This window comes from Pilibacter termitis, assembly GCF_900167335.1.
Lineage (GTDB): Bacteria > Bacillota > Bacilli > Lactobacillales > Streptococcaceae > Pilibacter > Pilibacter termitis.
Genome location: NZ_FUXI01000033.1, coordinates 10,058 through 29,772, shown reverse-complemented (window position 1 = coordinate 29,772; position 19,715 = coordinate 10,058). Strand labels below are relative to the sequence as shown.

Here is a 19,715-nt window from a genome sequence, read left to right as displayed (position 1 = left end):
TTACAAAGCGTGTATAGATTATGACTGGGAAAAAGTCGATATTGAATTGAAATCTGCAAAATCAGAAAATTTGATTGAAGCACAACGAGAAGAAATCGATCTATTGCGTGCTTATTTGGAACGCAATTGGGCATACATGAAACCAGCTCTTCTTCGAGGGTTAACGGATAAACAATGCGGATATGGATCGTGTGAAAGTTTGCACCGTCCATATAGTTACAGAATGAAACATCAAGGACGAACTTGGCTATTAAAAGGTGCAAGTGCAATGGTTCATGTGATTGACCGTTTGAGAAATGGAACGTTACGAAATCTATTCCGATTCAACTTCCGTACTTATAAAAAATTGAAGAAGAAAAAAGAGAAGGAATTTGAAACGGACGCATGGAAAGTCTATCCACACGAGGAACATCAAATTCCGCAAGCTAAGATACCAAATTTTGGATCAAGCCAAACGGCACTCGGCAAGCTAAAATCTGCATTGTGAGCATGAATGTTTTTTATCAAAAAAACTGTTTACAAAAGTAGAACTTTTAAGGTATAATAGACGTATAGGAAAAGCTGATATATCAATAAAAACGAATGGTTTCATCATAAAATAACAAGAATCGAAAATGTAAAAAGATGATTTTGTGTAGTTGTTAGATGTTATTTAATGAATTGATTGGAAAACCTACAATACTGAAACGCATACAAATAAATGTGCTACATTGAATTTTCATGCGTTTTTCTTTACAATAGATAGAGTAAAGAGATTATTTGAAAGAGGAACGATGATGAACGATGAAAAGATAGCACGTATCAATGAATTGGCAAAAAAAGCCAAAAACGAAGGTTTGACAGAAGAAGAACGTCACGAGCAACATAAACTTAGACGTGAATACGTTGAGGCAGTAAAAAAACAGCTCCGCCCGCACGTTGAGGGAATAAAAGTCGTCAACGAACAAGGCGAAGACATCACCCCAGACAAACTAAAAAAAATTCAAAAAGAAAAAGGTCTACACGGTAGATAAATTCGATCCCTTAGTATAAAGGTACCTCTAAAAACTCGCATTTACCCAAAGAGGTACTCATAATTAATAAAAAAATTTGGAGGAATTAACATTGTTTGATACAACAGATCAATTTGCAGTCAATACTGTTCGAGTGCTTTCAGCAGAGGCAATTCAAAAGGCTAACTCAGGACATCCAGGACTTCCATTAGGTGCCGCACCAATGGTTTATACACTTTGGAGCAAATTTTTAAATGTAAATCCGAAAACAAGTACAAATTGGAGCAATCGTGACCGTTTTGTACTTTCAGCAGGTCATGGAAGTGCGTTGTTGTATAGTTTGCTTCACTTATCTGGTTACAATGTGAGCATGGAAGATTTGAAAAACTTCCGCCAATGGCAGTCGAAAACACCGGGACATCCAGAAGTTCATCACACAGACGGTGTGGAGGCAACAACAGGGCCACTTGGACAAGGAATTGCCAATGCTGTCGGTTTGGCAATGGCAGAGGCACATTTGGCGGCAACGTACAATAAACCAAATTATGAAATTGTTAACCACTTCACATACGCATTAAATGGCGATGGCGATTTAATGGAAGGTGTGTCGCAAGAGGCAGCAAGTCTTGCAGGACATTTGAAACTGGGGAAATTGGTATTGTTGTATGATAGCAATGATATTTCACTAGACGGGCCAACAAGTAAAGCATTTACAGAAAGTGTCAAAGGTCGTTTTGAGGCTTATGGTTGGCAACATATTTTAGTCAAAGACGGCAATGACCTAGAGGAAATTGCTCGTGCGATTGAAAGTGCTAAAGCAGAAACGAAGAAACCTACGATTATTGAAGTGAAAACCATTATTGGATTTGGTGCCGAAAAACAAGGAACAAGTGCTGTTCACGGTGCACCCCTTGGAGAAGAAGGACTAGCGAAAGCGAAGAAAAATCTTGGCTATGACGTGCCAGAATTTACCGTACCAAGCGAAGTAGCAACTAGATTTGCTGAAACAATCCAATTGCGTGGTGAAAAATTAGAAAAAGAATGGAACGAATTGTTTGCAAGCTATAAAGCGGAATACCCGCAACTTGCCCAACAATACGAAGAGGCTTTTGCTGAAAAATTACCTGAAAATTGGACGGAAAATCTGCCAGTTTACGAAGAAGGAACAAGCGAAGCAAGTCGTGTAACGTCTAAAGATATTATCCAAGTTTTATCAGGAAATGTGCCAAACTTCTGGGGTGGTTCAGCTGATTTGTCCGCATCAAATAACACGATGGTGGCAAAAGAAACAGATTTCCAAGCAGACAATTATGAGGGAAGAAATATCTGGTTTGGTGTGCGTGAATTTGCAATGGCAGCGGCGATGAACGGAATTGCTTTGCACGGTGGAACGAAAGTATATGGCGGAACTTTCTTTGTATTCTCCAACTACTTGCTCCCAGCAGTTCGTATGGCAGCTTTGCAAAATTTGCCAACAATTTACGTTTTAACGCATGATTCTATCGCAGTAGGTGAGGACGGGCCAACACATGAGCCAGTAGAACAACTTGCAAGCGTGCGTTCTATGCCAAACTTAACAGTCTTGCGACCAGCGGACGCCAATGAAGTAGTTGCGAGCTGGAAAATTGCGATGCAATCAACCACTCGCCCAACAGCTTTGATTTTAAGCCGTCAAAACTTGCCTGTATTGCCGAATACAAATACGTTGGCAGAGAAAGTTGAAAAAGGTGCGTATGTATTAAGCGAAGCGGCAGGAGAAATCGAAGGGATTTTGATTGCCACAGGTTCTGAGGTGAAACTTGCACTTGATGCACAAACAGAGCTTGCAAAAGCAGGAAAACACGTGCGTGTAGTATCTATGCCAAGTTTTGATTTGTTTGAACAACAAAGTGCTGAGTACAAAGAAAGCGTATTGCCGAAAGCTATTCGCAAACGTTTAGCAATTGAGGCGGGAAGTAGCTTTGGCTGGGCGAAATACATTGGACTTGACGGGGCAACCATTACCATTGATACATGGGGAGCAAGTGCACCGGGCGATATTGTTTTTAAAGAATATGGCTTTACAGTGGAAAATGTCGTGGCAAGGTTTGAGGAATTGTAAGAATGATTAAGGGGAAAGTCTAGGCTTTTCCCTTTTTTGCCAAGAAAAAGCTAGAACAACATTTATTTGTCCTAGCTTGATTGTTAAATAGCTTTCTTCATACTGATATGCCTTATCCCTGCCTCTTCAAATTCTTCACCAAATGGAACATAGCCTAATTTTTGATAAAATTCGAATGCATGAAGTTGAGCGTGGAGGGTGATTTCTGGAAAGTGCAACTCTTTTGCAAATTCTTCGACAGCTTGAATGAGTAAAGCTCCGTAGCCTTTTTTGCGATGTTCTGCAAGAACGGCGAGACGTTGTAAAATGACTGTTTTTTCTTCTTCATTTGGCAAAAAACGTACTGTTCCAAGAGGAATATTCGTATCACTATAAAGGACAAAATGCACACAATAGGCTTCGTCCTTGTCGATTTCCATTGAGGACGGCACTTTTTGTTCCTCAACGAAAACATGGTAACGAATTTTCACAGAGTCTAAGTAAATGTTGCTCAAAGTATCACGTGTGTGAACTATTTTCATAAAAAATCCTCGCTTTCGTGTCACATTATTTCTCATATTGTACTTCTTCTATTATACTAAAGAGAGCGAAAAAATCACTTAAGGGCACCTCTAAAAACTCGCACTTATCCTAAATTGCTAGTTTTCCGTTTTTCTTCGTCAATCTCCTCAACCTATGAACCACATAGCTTTCGTCGATTTCCTCGAAAATCGAAAAACTAGCTAATTTAGTCTTAAGCGGAGTTTTTAGAGGTGCCCTTAAAAAATAATAAAAAGGAAGGTAGTGGCTTATGCTTGAAAAAATTCGGCAATCACGTCTGCTGTTTTGGACGTTAGAGTTAGTATTGCTTGCAACGCTTGTTTTTGTTTTAACAAAGATAGGATTTCTTTTCTCGCCCGTAGGAACATTTTTTTCTACGCTCTTTACACCAGTTTTAGTTGGAGGATTTTTATTTTACATTTTAAATCCGATTGTAACGGTAATGGAAAAATATTTGAAAATCAAACGAATTTTTGGGATTTTGATTGTTTTTGTATTATTTCTCGGGATTCTCACGTTTGCACTGATTAATTTTATCCCAAGTTTGATTGAGCAAATGTCGGATTTGGCGAAAAATTTGCCGACTATGGCAAAACAAGTGCAGGAATGGGCGTTAGGACTAGAAAAATACCGAGTTTTTCGTAATCTTGACATTGAAAGTTATGTAAAACAGCTTGATTTTTCATGGAGTGATATAGCGAAAAATACGCTCAATGGTATCGCAAATTCACTCGGTTCTATTTTTAATTTTGTTGCGGCAACAACTGTCATCATTGGAACGGTGCCATTTGTCCTTTTCTATATGCTAAAGGACGGCGAAAAACTCGTACCAATGCTTGCAAAAGCAGTACCAGTTCGCCAACGTGCCAATTTCATTGACTTGCTAGGTGAGATGAACAAGACGATTGCCACCTATATTTCAGGGCAAGCAATTGAATGTCTGTTCGTGTTTGTGATGATGTTTTTTGGTTATCTTATCTTAGGGATAAAATATGCATTCTTGTTCGCTGTTATTGCAGGACTTTGCAATTTGATTCCTTACATTGGTCCTTATCTTGGCTTGGCACCGTCATTTTTGGCAACAGTTTTTGTCGACCCATTTAAAGCCTTGATTATCATTGTTATTGTCCTTGTCGTGCAGCAAATTGACGGAAATTTGATTTATCCAAATGTCATCGGAAAAACACTTTCCATTCATCCGCTGGCAATTATTTTCGTCTTGCTTGTTGCGGGGAATATTGCAGGTTTGCTTGGGATTTTCTTAGGTGTTCCATTCTATGCGATTTGTAAAACAATCATCAAATTCATTTGGTCGCTCTATTGTGCTAACAAAGCAAATTTAGAACAGGAAAAAATCGAAGAAGAAACTACGCAATCTGAAGAAATTTAAGGGAGTCTCTAAAACTGTCTATCTTTTGGGATAGACGGTTTTTTTTGGAAATGAGTCGAAAACAATATATTTATTCTAGGAAAAATATTTTCTCTCTAAATAATGAGCTTTTCTTTAAAAAAATTAGAGAAATTTGTTATACTTATTATAGGATAAGTAATCTATTTTTCCTAGGTATAAAACAAAGATGTGAGATGACTTGTTTTTTTGTTTCTCGTAGCTAGACAAGGAGGAAAACGGAATGAAAAAAACAGCTTTAGGTTTGGGAATTTTGTCATTATTTTTATTAGCAGCTTGTTCAAGTTCGTCAAGCAAATCGTTGTTAGACAAACCGTTAAGTCAAAAAGAATTTCAAACGGGGACTTATACGGAAATTAAGATTTACGATAAGGATAAAAAGGACGTGATGAAAAAAGCGTTTGAAAAAATCCAAGAGCTTGAAAGTAAAATTGAAGTGCATGAGGAGGGGATAAGCGAAATTGATAGAGTGAACAGCTCTGCTGGTAAGCAAGCAGAAAAAGTTTCACCAGATGTCCTCAAACTTCTCCAACAATCTCTAAAAGGAGCGAAAGAGACAGACGGAGAGTTCAATCCAACGATTGGAGCAATCACGAACGCATGGCATATTGGTTTTCCTGACGCTGCTAAGCCAACGGATAAAGCACTTGCAGAAAGTGTAAAAAAGGTAGATTATAATAAAGTTGAGTTAGATGAAGAAAAATCGACCGTTTTTTTGAAAGAAACAGGCATGAGTTTTGACCTTGGAGGTGTAGGAAAAGGTTGGATTGCAGAACAAGTAATTGCCGATATGAAAAAGGAAAACGTAACCACTGCTGTTTTGAATTTTGGTGGTCATGTGTTTACAATTGGAGAAAATCCTCACAATAAAACAGGTGAATGGACGATTAATCTAGGTGACCCGTCACTTGTAGAGGGTGAACAAAAGCAACCGTTACCTACGATTGCCAAAATTAAAACCAAACATTCAACATTTATCACGACCAGTATGTATGCACGCTATCTACTTGTTGGAGATACCATTTATTCGCATTTGATGAACGGAAAAACTGGTAAGCCCTATCAAACAAATTTAGTAGCTGTAACGATTATTGGCGATAATCCAGTGGAAGACGACATTTTAAGCAATGCACTTTATGGTATGGGGGTGGAAAAAGGAATGGAATATGTCAATAACCACAAAGAGATTGAGGCGATATTTGCAACGTCAGATAAAAAACTCCATATTTCAAAAGGATTAGAAGGTAAAATTACGCTTGAAAAAAATAGTGCGTTTACTATAAAAGACTGAACGGGTATGGAAAAATTGTAAATGAGGTGAAGTCATGAAGAAAAGAATAAGAATTATATTTTTTATTGTTTTAGTAATTGGCGTGATTGGCGGAGGGGTATTCTATTTTCTTTCACCGTCCAATAAATCAACAGAGGCTGAAGCGGCAGAAGAAATTTCATTAATCCAAAGTAGCCAAAAAACAGTTACTTCAGAAGAAAGTGATGCCAATCGTAAGGAACCAAAACTTGTTCAACCCAAAATGCAGACGGAGTCTGCTACAACGACTTCAAGTAGTGTAGAAACTCCAGAGGCTTCCTCTGCACCAACAGAAACGCAATCTAGCGAACCAGCAGAAGTAGCTCAACCTGCACAATCAGAGGCGACGCCACCAGAAGAATCGACACCGACAACGTCAAGTGCAGTGCAACAATCATCCGCTCAATCCAATGCAGTACAAGCGAATACTATTTATGTGAGCGGTCAAGCAATTTCCTATCAAAACGGCGGAATGGCGAACGGTCAAGCAATTATTGACTCTGACCCTAATCATTTAGCGTCTACTTGGGGAGGAGCATCGCCTTTTTCTGGAACAGACGGTTTGAATACTCATTTTATCGGACATCATTGGGGAGCGTTTGATCCGTTTATAGATTTGAGCGTAGGTGGGAAAATTACGATTACAGACGGCAATGCGACACCTTTTATTTATCAAGTCAATAAAACAGCGATAGTCGACACGACAGCACGTGATGTTGCTACTGGGAAAAATCTTTATTCAGAGATTACCTCCACTGGTGGAGGCGAACGGGTAGTTTTCCAAACTTGCACAAGTGAAACCGAACGCAAAATTTTATTTGCTAATATAGCAGGATAACACTTTTTCAAGAAATTATTTTTTAGAAGTGAACTTAATTAATATGATAAAAAACGTAAGGAATCGAACTAATTTCTCTTTGCGTTTTTTACATTTTTACAAATTTGTCTTTATAGACAGATTGTATAGCAAAAATATGTTATAATAAATAAAAATGAAAGCGTGTAAAAATTATAATTGCTAAATTTTGAAATAAAGAATAACTAAAATCCTTGAGGGAGAAGGTTTATTTGTCGTAAAACGAGAAAAAAACCTTGGGATTTTACCAAAAGCTGAAACTCTTTTCAGCAGGAAAAATAGTTCTCCAGAGAGAATGAAAGAAAAAAGACTTCGGACGAAGTGAAATCGTAGAAAGTCAAGTTTCATGTGTTTCCGAAGGAAATGAGAAGAAAAGACTTCGAGCGGGCCAAGCTCGCTCGTGACCCCGCTTGGCTGTAGCGAAGCGAAAGTCAAGTTTCTTCTCGTTTCCTTTGGAAACGAGAAGAAAGGAAGAGTATTTTGAAAACAATAGACGAAAAAGCTAGAATTAATTTGCGTTATGTACGTTACCAAGATTTTTTCAGCACATTAACAGAGGAAGAATTTGAATTACTTGCCTCAGTAGCTCAATTTCGTTGCTATCCAGCTGGGCAAATTTTATTTGAGGAGGACGATGAACTTCAGCGAGTGTACTATATTTTAGAGGGCATGATTCGTTTTGAGCGTGTAGATGCCTCGGACAATCACTTGTTTTATGACTATATTGGGCAACATAATTTTTTTCCGATAAGTTCGATTTTCACCGATGAAACTTATACTTATCGCTCAGTTACACGCACGAAAGTTCGTCTTTTGGTATTTCCAAGAATAGTGATTGAGCAAGTGTTGGCAGGGAATCACCAGAGCCTTTTAGATATAGCTAAGACGATGGCGGGACTTTTGGAACGAAATGAAAAACGAATACAAAATGTTCTCAATCCTAATGCACAAGACAGAGTTCGACAAAGTCTCATCTATTTGAAAGACATTTTGGCAACGGAAAATGCGGGAGATTATACAATTCCCTATCCGCTTACGATAAAGGAATTGGCGACAAATAGTGCCACCAGCACTGAAACGGTTCGTCAGACAATGAATGAATTGGTTGAAAAAGGTTTGTTGCAATACGAAAGCAAACTCTTGATTTTTCCAAAAAAACGATTGGAAGATTGGGAATAAAGATGTCAAGTTTTTTTCTTGACAGGAGAAGTAAAACCAGTTATACTCTTATTTGTAAAGTGTAAAGAAAAAAACTTGACAAGCAAAAAAAGTTTTACTATACTCTTTTTATTCAATATATGGAGGTGTAATTCAGATGGCAGTAAAAATTCGTTTAAAACGTATGGGTTCTAAAAAGAAACCTTTCTACCGTATCGTTGTTGCTGACTCACGTTCACCACGTGATGGTCGTTTCATCGAAACAGTTGGGACTTACAACCCACTATTAGACCCAGCACAAGTAACGATTAAAGAAGATTTGATTCTTGACTGGCTTGGAAAAGGTGCACAACCTAGTGACACTGTTCGTAACATTCTTTCTAAAGAAGGCGTTATGAAAAAATTCCATGAGTCTAAATTTAGCAAATAAGAGGTGACAAGATGAAACAGGACGTAAAAGATTTGGTTCTTACGATTGTTCACCCATTGGTTACTCATCCAGAAGCAATTACGCTTACTGTTACAGAGTCTGATGAATTTATGGAGTACCATTTGAGTGTGCATCCAGAAGATATTGGACGTGTAATCGGAAAACAAGGTCGTGTTGCCAAGGCGATTCGTACTATTGTTTATTCTGTTCGTGTAGCAGGAAACAAAAAAGTTCGTTTGAACATTGTAGATGGAAATTAATCCAAAAGCTCTCTAAATTTTAGAGAGCTTTTTTGCTAGAATTGTGTATAATAGTATAGGGAAATACTTGTTTTGTATGAGGGGAAAAGTGAGATGAGCAGAAATATTAGGAAGGAGCATTTGAAATGTTAAGCGAACAAACAAGGGAAGAGCAATTAAATGAGTTACTCCGTTTTTCAAATGAGAGAGAGTTTATAAAAGAAAAAATAACGAATACACCCAATCAAGTCGTTTATATCGGTGAAAAAGAATTAGAGGGGATAGGAATTTTTTGGAAAAATGAACATCACCCAACAAGTGTTGAAATTTGTATGGTGGCTAAGCAGGAGACGGTAGATAAAGAAAGCACTTATGCAAAAATTTTTGAGCAACTTTCTGCTAAGTCTCACCAAACATTTGGACAGAGTAATTTTCAGCTAGTAGCGTGGCAGACTTCACGTGATATTATTGATTTTTGTACATTGTTAGATTTCAAAGGGTTGTATTTAACATTTGATACGACACTTGATTTATTGCCATTTCAGCAACAGAAAAAGAAAAATTTGCCAAAAAATGAGCGAATTTATACGTTGGAGGAGTTAAAGGGAAATACGAAACTTTTAGCGGAGTTTTTATGTATTTTAGAGGAAAATTATGAAGAGTCGCACCTTGACAATCCTTTGCGTGAAATGACACAAGAAGAATGGATTTGCATGATTTTTTCAGAAAATCCAATGACACACGTGCCAGCAGCACTTGTAAAAGACGGTCATGTGGCGAGTTACGCTGTTTGCGTTGAAAAAAATGAAATAGCAGAAGTGCATTGGCTTGGCTGTGAAAATCAAGATACGAAAAGTTTGCATACTTTAATTACCACTTTGTCTAACGAATTAGCTACGCTAAATAAGCAAAAAATAGCAGGACATTTCCGTACGACATCAAAATGCGAAATGTACGTGCTAGGAGCTTTTCCGTTTCTACCTGTACCGAGTAAGGTAGTAATGCAAAAATGTGAAGGAAAGTCGGAGGATAAAGAATTTTAGAGGTATCCGTATGTTGAAAACAGGAAGGAAAATTCCAAGAAAAGATTTCAAACAGCAAATCTTGCGAAGAAAGGAAAAGGAATGACAGAAGAATTTTATAATGTAGGTAAACTCGTTAATACACAAGGAATTAAAGGCGAGGTTCGTGTAATTTCGCAAACAGATTTTCCAGAGGAGCGATATAAAAAAGGAGCAACGTTGTATTTGTTCAAAGAAAAACAAGAGCCGAAAGCTCTTGTCGTATCTACTCACCGCAAACACAAAAATTTTGATTTACTCACTTTTGAGGGACACTACAATATTAATGAAGTGGAAAAATATAAAGGGGGGATTTTAAAAGTTCGTGCAGAGGATTTACAAGAGCTTTCAGAAAACGAATTTTATTACCATGAAATTATTGGCTTGAAAGTTGTGACTACTGAAAATGAAGAAATCGGGAAAATCAAAGAAATTCTCAGTCCGGGTGCTAATGATGTCTGGGTGGTGCAACGTCATAAGAAAAAAGATGCACTCATTCCTTATATTGACTCAGTGGTCAAAGAAATTGACCTTACGCAAGGAATAGTAACGATTGAATTAATGGAGGGATTAATTGATGAGAATTGATGTTTTGACATTGTTCCCAGAAATGTTTCAATCTCTTCAATATTCGATTGTGGGTAAAGCACTAGAGGCGGAGAAATTGTCTTTGCACCTGCATGATTTTCGTGATTTTGCGACGAATAAACAGCGACACGTGGACGATTATCCGTATGGTGGAAATACCGCAGGAATGCTTTTGATGCCACAGCCTATTTTTGATGCAATGGAGAAAATAAATGCTGAAACCCCAAATAAAAAGCGTGTTATTTTACTTGACCCTGCGGGGAAAAAATTTGACCAAAAATTAGCTGAAGAATTTGCGAAAGAAGAGCAACTTGTTTTTCTTTGCGGACATTACGAGGGATTTGACGAGCGTATTCGTACGCTTGTAACAGACGAAGTTTCTCTTGGTGACTATATTTTGACAGGTGGCGAATTAGGTGCCATGGTGATGATTGATGCAACTACTCGCCTATTGCCAGATGTATTGGGCAATAAAACCTCTGCAATTGCTGACTCACATTCTACTGGTTTACTAGAAGAACCGCAATACACGAGACCAGCAGATTTTCGTGGGTTGAAAGTCCCAGACGTCTTGCTAAGTGGTGACCACGAAAAAATTCGCAAGTGGCGAGTGAAAGAGTCCATTCGCAGAACGTTTGAAAGACGTCCTGATATGCTTGAGCAAAAAGTATTGAACGAAGAAGAAAAACAATTTTTGGAAGAAATTAAGCAAGAAGAGCAAAAAAAGCAGAGATTAAGGAACCCCTAAATTCTCTGCTCTTTTTCTTGCGTATAATTCAAAAACGGCTCCACATGAACGTCTGTATCAAACACACCAAGTTCTTTTTGCAAGCGTTCTTCAATGATTTCGGTTATATAATGACTTTGTAAAACCGTCAGTGTAGGGTCCATTTCGACGACGACATCAAGGAAAATGTTCGCACCATACTGTCTGCCACGTATTGCACGCACTCGCTCTACACCGTTAATTTCAAGTAGAAATGTTTCGTAGGTTTCAAGTAATTCTTCGTCAAATCCGTCAGAAAGGCTAAAGGCACTTTCTTTGAAAATTTCAAGTGCAGTTTTCAAAATCAAAAACGCAATGACGATTGAGGTGAGAATGTCAAAAAGTTGTGCGTTTGGTAACAAGGATACTACAATTGCTAGAGAAGTACCGATACTTGTGAACGCATCGCTCAAATTATCTTTTGCAGCCGCTAAAAGTGCGTGAGAATTGACTTCTTTGGCGAGTTTGGCGTTGTATTTGTAAACACCAAGCATGATAATAGCAGAAAATATGCCAACACACGCAGCAAGTGGGTCAGGCTTTTCGTAGGTTTTATTGACGATTTTTTCAACGGCAGTTACGAAAACTTCTAAGCCAACCATTAACATAATAAAAGAGGTCACCATACTTGCAACTGTTTCAATTTTCCAATGCCCATAAGCGTGATCTTTATCAGCGGGACGTCTGGCAATTCTCAGCCCAATCAAAACCGCACAACTAGCAAGAATATCGGTGAAGTTGTTTAATCCGTCAGCTGTCAAAGCGTTTGAATGTCCCCAGTTTCCTATTACAATTTTTCCAGCAGTCAAAAGAAGATAGGCACTAATACTAATAATCGCTCCTTTTTCAGCTGCTTGTAGTTCTTTATATCGTTTATTTTCCATAGCGAAATCCTCAATTATAATATGGCGACATCTAAAAACTCACACTTATCCAAAATTGCTAGTTTTGGATTAACCGGAGTTTTTAGAGGTGCCATATCGAATTTTTTTCCAATAACTATCTTAGTATAACACGAAAATTAATGATATAATATCAAAAGATAAAAATAGATAATACTCAAATTAGTAGTTCGGAGGAATAAGGATGAATCCGTTAATAAATGGAATGAATGAAGAACAAAAGTCTGCGGTACTTCAGACGGAGGGACCGCTTTTGATTATGGCAGGTGCAGGAAGTGGGAAAACACGGGTTTTGACACATAGAATTGCCTATTTGATCGAAGAAAAAATGGTCAATCCATGGAATATTTTGGCGATTACTTTTACGAATAAAGCAGCTAGAGAAATGCGTGAACGTGTGGAGGCTCTTTTAAGTCATGGAAATGGAGAGGTGTGGGTTTCAACATTTCACGCAATGTGTGTGCGTATTTTAAGACGTGAGGCGGATGCGATTGGGTATAATCGGAATTTCACAATATTAGATACAGGAGAGCAACGCACGCTTGTCAAACGAATTTTCAAAGAACTAAACGTTGACCCGAAAAAATTTGACCCGAAAAGTGTACTGGCAAGTATGAGCAATGCAAAAAATGAGCTGAAAACAGCGAAAGATTTGGGGGGAATTGCCAATACACCGTATGAAAAATTGGTGGTGAAAGTTTACGAACGTTACCAACGAGTACTTAGACAAAATGAGGCAATGGACTTTGATGATTTGATTATGAACACCATTCGCTTGTTTCAAGAGCAACAAACGGTTTTAGAGTATTATCAAAGGAAATTTCAGTACATTCACGTGGATGAGTATCAAGATACGAACCATGCTCAATATATGTTAGTGAAAATGTTGGCGAAAAAGTATAAAAATCTATGTGTTGTAGGAGATGCTGACCAGTCGATTTACGGCTGGCGTGGTGCGGATATGCAAAATATTTTGGACTTTGAAAAGGATTATTCAGATGCAAAAGTGATTTTGCTTGAACAAAATTATCGCTCAACAAAAGAAATTTTAAGTGCAGCCAATGCTGTAATTGGACATAACCGCAACAGACGTGAAAAAAATCTTTGGACGGAAAATGATAATGGCGAAAAAATCGTCTACTATCGTGCAGAAAATGAGCGAGATGAGGCACGTTTTATCGTGGAAACTCTCCAAAATCAAATGAACGAAAAAAGCCGTCAATACAATGATTTTGCGGTGCTTTATCGCACGAATACGCAATCTCGTGTAATGGAGGAAAGTTTGCTGAAATCCAATATTCCTTACACAATGGTTGGTGGGCATAAGTTTTACGACCGAAAGGAAATTCGTGATATTATTAGCTATTTGAACATTTTAGCCAATCCACGTGATAGTATTAGTTTCACTCGAATTATCAACTCGCCAAAACGTAGCATTGGAGCTGTAACGTTAGAAAAGTTGACCAATTTTGCTGAGAGATTTCATTTTTCACTTTTGGAGGCAACGCAAAACATGGCACTTGCTGATTTTTCTGGCAAAGCAGTGCGTGAGCTTGAAAATTTCGGGAAAATGGTGAGATATTTTGCTGAAGAAAAGGAAAATTTGAGTATTACAGCACTGGTAGAGCAACTACTAGAAAAAAGTGGCTATCTTGCTGATTTACGCAAGCAAAATACACTTGAGAGCCAAAACCGTTTGGAAAACTTGGAAGAATTTTTGAGTGTAACACAAAACTTTGATAAGGAATGGAAAAATCGCACAGAAGAAGAAAGTGAAAAATTGTCCATATTTCTAAATGATTTGGCTCTCGTTTCTGATAGAGAAGATGACGCGGAGAATAAAAGTCAAGTGACGCTTATGACCATGCACGCTGCGAAAGGTTTGGAGTTTCCGGTGGTGTTTGTGATTGGTATGGAAGAGGGTATTTTCCCACTAAGTCGTGCAAAAGATGACGAAAATCAACTAGAAGAAGAACGCCGTCTTGCATATGTGGCAATTACACGAGCAGAGGAAGAACTTTTTATTCTTAACGCTGAAAAACGCCAACAATTTGGGCAAACGAATTACAATCAGCCAAGTCGATTTTTGAAAGAAATTGGCTCAGAGCATTTGACGACAGCAGGAGTTGCACGCATGAGTGACACGAGCTTTAACGCAACAAGAACTAGCGGAAGTGGAATGATGATTCACACGAACGGTAGAGGAATGAGTTTAGAGGCAGCGATGAAATCTCTTGGTGTGAAAAGCGAGAGTGAAATCCCAAGTTTTATGGAAATGAGAAATGTTCCAAGGAAAAAAGTAGTCGGTGCCACTCAAGCAGAAACGCTTGGTTGGTCGGTTGGCGATATTGCCGTTCACAAAAAATGGGGAGAAGGCGAAGTCCTCAAAGTAAGCGGAAGTGGCAATGATTTAGAATTGGATATTTCATTTGCTACCCAAGGAGTGAAACGCCTGCTTGCGAAATATGCACCGATTGGGAAGAAGTGAGGCTTTATAGAAGAATTTAAGGAGAAAACAGATGCGTGTAACCATTACATTAGAATGCACAAGTTGTCATGCAAGAAATTATTTATCCACCAAAAACAAACGCAATAGCCCAGAGAGAATTGAAGTGAAGAAATTCTGTCCAAAAGAAAGAAAAGTGACGTTGCATAGAGAAACGAAATAGTGTGGTGAAGAGTTTAGTTTCTAAATAAGGGCACCTCTAAAAACTCGCACTTATCCTAAATTGCTAGTTTTCCGATTTTCTTTGTCAATCTCCTCAACCTATGAACCACATAGCTTTCGTCGATTTCCTCGAAAATCGAAAAACTAGCTAATTTAGTCTTAAGCGGAGTTTTTAGAGGTATCTTTAATGCAAAAATAGTCTTTATCCCCACATTTTGTTATAATGCAATTGAAAGAGAGGGCGAAAATGAAGAAAAAATTTTTATTAGGGCTTGGGGCGATTTTAGTTTTAGCTGTTTTTGGTTGTGCGAAGGAAAAAGAAGATGCTCAGATGAAATCGAGTGAGTCAGAAGTTCAAGCACCGGCGATGATTGGGCGAAAAATTGGACAAGAGTATGTTAATTTTTCAATTTATAATCAAAACGAGGCGGATGTGAAGGAAGATTTCACAAAAGAACAATTTTTAACCGCAAAAGCTAAACTTGCAGGGATTACTGAGGATATAAAGAATTATATTGTAGATACGAATGCCTCTAGTCCCTTTGGTTTTAGCAAAGAGGACGAGGAAAAATATTTGTCTGAGGTAGCCAAGCAGTTTGAAATGAAAACCTACATTGAAGTCAAGGAGTTTCGTGAAGAAAAAAACAAAGTAATTGTAACGTATAACGTGAAAGCATTGGACGGTGTTATGGCATTTCAACGAGCGGTGGATAATTTAGCTAAAGAAATGCTTGCTGAGCCTGCAAATTTTCTTGAGCAAACGTCTGTCACGAAATTATATGGTGAGTTGATGAAAAAGGAATTTGCCGATATGCCTGTAAGAGCAGAATTGCTCAATTATACGCTAGAATTTGAAAAAGAAAAGAAGAAGTGGTGTTTAACGAGTGATGACGCTGAACTTCGATTTGTCGTGTTATTCGGTAGAACTCATGCGGAGTTTGAGGCGAAAGTCAAAGAAATCGAAAAAAGTTATAATGAAAAGTTAGCGAGCGTGGAGTAAAGTTTGAAACGTTAGTTTTGATAATGACCGAACTCCTGCACTTTGCAACGAAACAAAAGAGGAAAAATATGAAAACTATACAATCCACAAAAAATGAATTAATCAAAGAAATAAAAAAGCTACACAAAAAGAAAGAACGAGAACGTACACAACGCTTTTTGATTGAGGGGTTCCATTTAATCGAGGAGGCTTGGAAAAATGAATGTGAGATCACTCAAGTTTTTTTCACGAATCGAGGGTTAAATGAGTGGGGCGAGTTTTTCAAACACTTTCCCGAGGAGCAAAAAACGCTTGTGAGCGATGAAGTCATGCACACTCTTAGTGAGCTTCCGACACCGCAAGGGATTTGTGCGGTGGTGAAAATGAAAGAGCAGAAAATGACAGAGTGGAGCGGTGGTTGGTTGCTTTTGGATAACGTGCAAGACCCCGGAAATGTCGGTACTATGATTCGTTCGGCGGATGCGTTTGGATTGTCTGGTGTTATTTTGGGAAAAGGAACGGCGGATATTTACAGTGGCAAGGTTTTGCGTGCAATGCAAGGGTCGAATTTTCATCTTCCGATTGTGCAAATGGAATTGCAAGAGAGTATTGATTTGCTCAAAAAACACAAAGTGACGGTTTATGGTACCGAGCTAAACGAGCGTGCGATTTCTTTGAGTGAGGTGCAAAAAACGAAAAATTACGCCATTATTTTAGGAAACGAAGGAACGGGAGTTTCATCTGAAATTTTAGAGAAAACAGATGCAAATATTTTCATCGAGATGAAAGGGAATGCCGAATCTTTGAATGTTGCGATAGCAGCAAGTATTTTGATGTATTCTTTCTCCGTTTGAGCGAATTTTTCTTTACGAAATCCTATGTTTTTTTATATTTGTTTTAAGATTGCTTGCTTTTTTGTTTCTTAAAAGAGAAAAGGTGCTATACTCTGTGTTAGATATAATTTTGAGGTGAAAAATTTGAAAAATTGGCATTCTGATACAGAATACATGCACTATGTCGGTGAATTACTGGAAACAAACGAGGTGCAAGCATTAGGTGATTTTGTTCAGCATTATCATTCTACACGCTTAGAGCATTCGATAAATGTCTCTTATACAAGTTATAAAATTGCGAAAAAATTAAATGCGAATGCTCGTGCAACGGCACGTGCTGGATTGCTACATGATTTATTCTTCTATGATTGGCGAGAAACGAAATTTGAGTCAGGCTCTCACGCATATATGCACCCACGAATTGCATTGAAAAATGCGGAACAGTTGACCGAATTGAGCGATTTAGAGCGAGATATTATTTTAAAACATATGTGGGGAGCAACGATTGCACCGCCGAAATATAAAGAAAGCTACATTGTCACCATGGTAGACAAATATTGTGCGATTAAAGAAGTGTTACTTCCAATTAAACTTCGTTTCCAAAATCGCAAATGGCTACGAAAAAAAGAGTTAAAATCTGCATGAATAGGTGTGTTACGCTTACCATAATAGGTGAGGTGGCACGCTTTTTTACTTTTATGCTACAATTTTAGAGGTACTCATAAAAAAAGTAAAAAGAGGTCGGGAAATGAATACAATAATTATTTTCTTATTCGGAGCATTAGGCGGAATCACAAGGTTTGCAATCGGTGAAATGATTCCTAAATTGAATGGTTTTCCATTTGCAACACTGTTGATTAATTTGGTTGGTTGTTTTTTTCTTCCTTTTTTAGTCAAATATTATCTCGTAGCCAAACGCATTCCGTCAAAAATTATTTTAGGGATAGGAACTGGATTTATTGGTAGTTTCACCACTTTTAGCTCGCTAATGCTTGATAGTATTCAACTTATACAATCAAAAAATTATGTTTTTCTCCTATGCTATCTTATGCTTAGTATGCTCGGTGGTTTGTGTATGACTAGGATAGGAATCGCACATGGCAGAAGGTGGGTGAGTGAATGAGCGTGCAAGCTATTTTTTTCGTTGGTATAGGTGCAGGAATGGGAGCAGTTGTTCGATTTTTCTTTTCCAAACTTAATCCAAACTCCTTGTTGCCATTTGGGACGTTTCTCGTTAACCTTTTTGGTGCTTTTCTTTTAGGATTTTTGTTTGGCAGTGCGGTTGATACTTCCCTCATGAAAGCAGTCGGAGTAGGATTTTGCGGTGGTTTGACCACTTTTTCGACGATGAATTTGGAAATTATAACGCTTTTAGAACAAGGAAAAACGAAAAAGTCACTAACGTATTTTTTCTCAAGTTATGGATTTGGTCTTATTTTTTGTCTTTTAGGCGTTTTGTTTGGTGGTTTGTTTGAGTAAGCGATCTTTCAAAACTGTAAGTTTACTATTTCATTAAAAGTAGATATAATAAAAATAGAAATCGAACCAATAGAATTGTGGGGGAAAAATAGTTGATAGCTTGGAGTATCATAGCTTTGGTGTTTTTTTTGTTGATTGGAGGAGTATATCTTTCGATGAGAGGGAGAATAATTGATTGGTATCACTCACGAAAAGGAAAATTCACTACTTTAGAATGGTTGCTTATTTGGATTTTCGCTATTATCATTTTATTATTAGCGATATTCGCTTTTGTTAGCTTAGAATTAGCATATCCGAATTTGCTTTAAGAAAGGAAGAAACTCTCTTTTTAGGGAGTTTTTTTGCTATCTTTAAATAAAGAGTTCCCCTAAAAAAAGAAAATTCAAAAACAACCAAAACACGAACGATAACGAAACATATATTCAATAAAGTTATTTTTCCATTGCCATTCACCAAGAAATTGTCCTAAAATAAGCATAAGAAAGAAAGCAGAAACGATTGTGGTAAATCTTGTATGATTAGCCATGTAAAAAGAAAACAAGGAGTAATCAAGGTGAGCGAGAAATTAGAATTAGTTTATGAAGGAAAAGCGAAAAAATTATTTCAAACGGAAAACCCGAACATTCTTTGGGTGGAGTATTTAGGGCAGGCGACTGCTTTGAACGGAAAGAAAAAAGATATTATCGAGGGAAAAGGCGAGCTGAACAATAAAATCACATCTACAATTTTTGAGCGTTTGCATGAAAAAGGGATTCAAACGCATTTTATCAAGCAAATTTCTGAATCTGAACAGTTGATTGAGAAAATGGAAATGATTCCGCTTGAGGTAGTTGTGCGAAACATTGCAGCTGGTTCTTTTACACGTCGTTTGGCGGTTGAAGAAGGAAGTGTGTTGCCATTTCCAATTGTAGAATTTTACTACAAAGAAGATGCTTTAGATGACCCTTTTATCAATGACGACCATGTGAAGGCGTTAAACATTGCGACTTCTGAGGAAATTGAATTACTGAAAAAATCCGCTCTAGCTATTAATCAAGCATTGATTACGATTTTTAAAGAAATCAACATTCGTTTAGTCGATTTCAAGTTGGAATTTGGAAAAAATGTGAATGGAGAAATTGTTTTGGCAGACGAAGTTTCACCAGATACGTGTCGTTTATGGGACGCAACGACCAACGAAAGACTAGACAAAGATATTTACCGTAAAGATTTAGGGGATATTTTACCAATTTATGACGAAGTGTTGAAACGTTTTGAAAGCACAAAGTAAAAAAGAAAAGCGTAGAGGGGCGTTTAGAAGTTTGTCGTAGTGAGCCATGCCATTTACTTGCCTGAAGCAGAGCTTCAGGTGGCATTGCGAACAACGACCAAACTTCTGCTCCTCGTAGCTAGACAAAGAAAAGCGT

Annotated in this window: 23 protein-coding genes; 21 read left to right on the top strand and 2 right to left on the bottom strand. The window is 37.7% G+C overall.

Features of this window, described 5'->3' with window-relative positions; all coding sequences use genetic code 11:
- The 3 genes from B5D30_RS11480 to tkt all read left to right on the top strand — a co-directional run.
- Nucleotides 1–487, top strand: a 487-nt coding sequence (locus B5D30_RS11480; RefSeq protein ID WP_200806735.1) for a UPF0236 family transposase-like protein, incomplete at its 5' end; no start/stop codon positions are given.
- A 289-nt stretch (nucleotides 488–776) separates the two neighbouring features.
- Nucleotides 777–1,013 carry a DUF896 family protein gene (locus tag B5D30_RS11475; RefSeq protein WP_078808213.1) on the top strand — a complete coding sequence of 79 codons (237 nt, stop codon included), beginning with the start codon at nucleotides 777–779 and terminating at the stop codon, nucleotides 1,011–1,013.
- A gap of 91 nt (nucleotides 1,014–1,104) precedes the next feature.
- Complete coding sequence (tkt, locus tag B5D30_RS11470; protein ID WP_078808212.1) at nucleotides 1,105–3,093, top strand: transketolase; 1,989 nt, start codon at nucleotides 1,105–1,107, stop codon at nucleotides 3,091–3,093.
- A gap of 83 nt (nucleotides 3,094–3,176) precedes the next feature.
- On the opposite strand, the gene B5D30_RS11465 is transcribed toward tkt, so the two are convergent.
- Nucleotides 3,177–3,614: a GNAT family N-acetyltransferase gene (locus B5D30_RS11465; protein WP_078808215.1), complete on the bottom strand. Its 438-nt coding sequence runs from the start codon at nucleotides 3,612–3,614 to the stop codon at nucleotides 3,177–3,179.
- A 269-nt stretch (nucleotides 3,615–3,883) separates the two neighbouring features.
- Here B5D30_RS11465 and B5D30_RS11460 point away from each other — a divergent pair, with 269 nt between their 5' ends.
- The 9 genes from B5D30_RS11460 to trmD all read left to right on the top strand — a co-directional run bounded on the left by B5D30_RS11460 (nucleotide 3,884) and on the right by trmD (nucleotide 11,430).
- Entirely contained in the window at nucleotides 3,884–5,023 is a 1,140-nt protein-coding gene (locus B5D30_RS11460) for an AI-2E family transporter (RefSeq protein WP_078808211.1), read from the top strand.
- A 241-nt stretch (nucleotides 5,024–5,264) separates the two neighbouring features.
- A complete protein-coding gene (locus B5D30_RS11455) occupies nucleotides 5,265–6,332 on the top strand; it encodes an FAD:protein FMN transferase (protein WP_078808210.1) in 1,068 nt (355 codons plus the stop codon).
- Between the two features lie 34 nt (nucleotides 6,333–6,366).
- Complete coding sequence (locus B5D30_RS11450) at nucleotides 6,367–7,188, top strand: sortase domain-containing protein (protein WP_078808209.1); 822 nt, start codon at nucleotides 6,367–6,369, stop codon at nucleotides 7,186–7,188.
- Between the two features lie 498 nt (nucleotides 7,189–7,686).
- Nucleotides 7,687–8,385, top strand: a complete 699-nt coding sequence (locus B5D30_RS11445; RefSeq protein WP_144399589.1) for a Crp/Fnr family transcriptional regulator — start codon at nucleotides 7,687–7,689, stop codon at nucleotides 8,383–8,385.
- A 136-nt stretch (nucleotides 8,386–8,521) separates the two neighbouring features.
- Nucleotides 8,522–8,794 (top strand): 30S ribosomal protein S16, encoded by a 273-nt coding sequence (gene rpsP / locus B5D30_RS11440; RefSeq protein WP_078808207.1) that lies wholly within the window; start codon nucleotides 8,522–8,524, stop codon nucleotides 8,792–8,794.
- An 11-nt stretch (nucleotides 8,795–8,805) separates the two neighbouring features.
- Nucleotides 8,806–9,054 carry a KH domain-containing protein gene (locus B5D30_RS11435; protein WP_078808206.1) on the top strand — a complete coding sequence of 83 codons (249 nt, stop codon included), beginning with the start codon at nucleotides 8,806–8,808 and terminating at the stop codon, nucleotides 9,052–9,054.
- Nucleotides 9,055–9,179: 125 nt separating this feature from the next.
- The gene (locus B5D30_RS11430) at nucleotides 9,180–10,076 is read left to right on the top strand and encodes a hypothetical protein (protein WP_078808205.1); all 897 of its coding nucleotides are present in this window, start codon (nucleotides 9,180–9,182) and stop codon (nucleotides 10,074–10,076) included.
- Nucleotides 10,077–10,157: 81 nt separating this feature from the next.
- A complete protein-coding gene (rimM, locus tag B5D30_RS11425; protein WP_078808204.1) occupies nucleotides 10,158–10,682 on the top strand; it encodes a ribosome maturation factor RimM in 525 nt (174 codons plus the stop codon).
- On the top strand, nucleotides 10,672–11,430 hold the full coding sequence (gene trmD / locus B5D30_RS11420; RefSeq protein ID WP_078808203.1) for a tRNA (guanosine(37)-N1)-methyltransferase TrmD: 759 nt from the start codon (nucleotides 10,672–10,674) through the stop codon (nucleotides 11,428–11,430). Before rimM ends, trmD begins: the two co-directional genes overlap by 11 nt.
- Here trmD and B5D30_RS11415 read toward each other — a convergent pair.
- A complete protein-coding gene (locus B5D30_RS11415; protein WP_078808202.1) occupies nucleotides 11,427–12,332 on the bottom strand; it encodes a cation diffusion facilitator family transporter in 906 nt (301 codons plus the stop codon). The two genes, trmD and B5D30_RS11415, sit on opposite strands and share 4 nt — an antisense overlap.
- 202 nt (nucleotides 12,333–12,534) lie before the next feature.
- Here B5D30_RS11415 and pcrA point away from each other — a divergent pair, with 202 nt between their 5' ends.
- From pcrA to purC, 9 genes are all read left to right on the top strand, one after another.
- Nucleotides 12,535–14,838: a DNA helicase PcrA gene (pcrA, locus tag B5D30_RS11410; RefSeq protein WP_078808201.1), complete on the top strand. Its 2,304-nt coding sequence runs from the start codon at nucleotides 12,535–12,537 to the stop codon at nucleotides 14,836–14,838.
- Between the two features lie 31 nt (nucleotides 14,839–14,869).
- Nucleotides 14,870–15,019, top strand: a complete 150-nt coding sequence (gene rpmG / locus B5D30_RS11405; protein WP_078808200.1) for a 50S ribosomal protein L33 — start codon at nucleotides 14,870–14,872, stop codon at nucleotides 15,017–15,019.
- A 246-nt stretch (nucleotides 15,020–15,265) separates the two neighbouring features.
- A complete protein-coding gene (locus tag B5D30_RS11400; protein ID WP_078808199.1) occupies nucleotides 15,266–16,018 on the top strand; it encodes a hypothetical protein in 753 nt (250 codons plus the stop codon).
- Between the two features lie 68 nt (nucleotides 16,019–16,086).
- Nucleotides 16,087–16,851, top strand: a complete 765-nt coding sequence (locus B5D30_RS11395; protein ID WP_078808198.1) for a TrmH family RNA methyltransferase — start codon at nucleotides 16,087–16,089, stop codon at nucleotides 16,849–16,851.
- A gap of 153 nt (nucleotides 16,852–17,004) precedes the next feature.
- Nucleotides 17,005–17,475: an HD domain-containing protein gene (locus B5D30_RS11390; protein ID WP_078808214.1), complete on the top strand. Its 471-nt coding sequence runs from the start codon at nucleotides 17,005–17,007 to the stop codon at nucleotides 17,473–17,475.
- A gap of 103 nt (nucleotides 17,476–17,578) precedes the next feature.
- Nucleotides 17,579–17,953, top strand: coding sequence for a fluoride efflux transporter FluC (locus tag B5D30_RS11385; RefSeq protein ID WP_078808197.1), 375 nt, complete (start codon nucleotides 17,579–17,581; stop codon nucleotides 17,951–17,953).
- The gene (locus B5D30_RS11380; protein WP_078808196.1) at nucleotides 17,950–18,309 is read left to right on the top strand and encodes a fluoride efflux transporter FluC; all 360 of its coding nucleotides are present in this window, start codon (nucleotides 17,950–17,952) and stop codon (nucleotides 18,307–18,309) included. The genes B5D30_RS11385 and B5D30_RS11380 overlap by 4 nt, the downstream gene beginning before the upstream one ends.
- 155 nt (nucleotides 18,310–18,464) lie before the next feature.
- Nucleotides 18,465–18,617: a hypothetical protein gene (locus tag B5D30_RS13830; protein ID WP_159443313.1), complete on the top strand. Its 153-nt coding sequence runs from the start codon at nucleotides 18,465–18,467 to the stop codon at nucleotides 18,615–18,617.
- 206 nt (nucleotides 18,618–18,823) lie between these two features.
- Entirely contained in the window at nucleotides 18,824–19,579 is a 756-nt protein-coding gene (gene purC / locus B5D30_RS11375; RefSeq protein WP_078808195.1) for a phosphoribosylaminoimidazolesuccinocarboxamide synthase, read from the top strand.
- Nucleotides 19,580–19,715: the final 136 nt, after the last annotated feature.